At 37.7% G+C, this 544-nt stretch carries 1 protein-coding gene; it reads left to right on the top strand.

Annotation, left to right across the window (positions count from 1 at the left end; genetic code table 11):
- Nucleotides 1-140: 140 nt before the first annotated feature.
- Nucleotides 141-544, top strand: a 404-nt coding sequence (gene parA / locus ACBJ59_RS62840) for a ParA family partition ATPase (RefSeq protein WP_375119399.1), incomplete at its 3' end; no start/stop codon positions are given.

Raw genomic sequence — 544 nt, 5'->3', positions numbered from 1 at the left:
GCATTGAATAATATAATAAAAATATTTATACGTTTTTATATAAATACATAAAAAAGTAATTACATAATTGCATAAAAGCTTATTTATACATTTGCCCAAAACTGTCATAATAGGTAGAAAATCTTTTAAGAGAATACACTATGCCAACGATAGCAGTACTTAACCAAAAGGGTGGTAGCGGTAAAACAACGATTGCTACTCACTTAGCTCGTGCTTACCAGTTACAAGGTCATAGTGTCCTACTCGTGGACAGTGATAAGCAAGGGTCAGCTAGAGATTGGCGTGCAGTTGATGAGAGCAATCCAACGCCAGTAATTGGATTGGATAGAACCACTTTAGACAAGGATCTAAAAAGTTTAGGGAAACATGATTACGTCATCATTGATGGGGCTCCACAGGCTACAGAGATTGCTCTATCCGCTATTCGAGCATCGGACTTTATTTTGATACCTGTTCAACCATCGCCGTATGATCTATGGGCAACTGCCAACCTAATCGATCTAATCAAACAACGTATTGAGATGACGGAAGGAAAGTTAAAAGC

This window comes from Nonomuraea sp. MTCD27, from assembly GCF_041950495.1.
Classification (GTDB): domain Bacteria; phylum Actinomycetota; class Actinomycetes; order Streptosporangiales; family Streptosporangiaceae; genus Nonomuraea.
The sequence above is the reverse complement of the archived record's forward strand: the minus strand, read 5'-3'. Positions and strand labels throughout refer to the sequence as shown.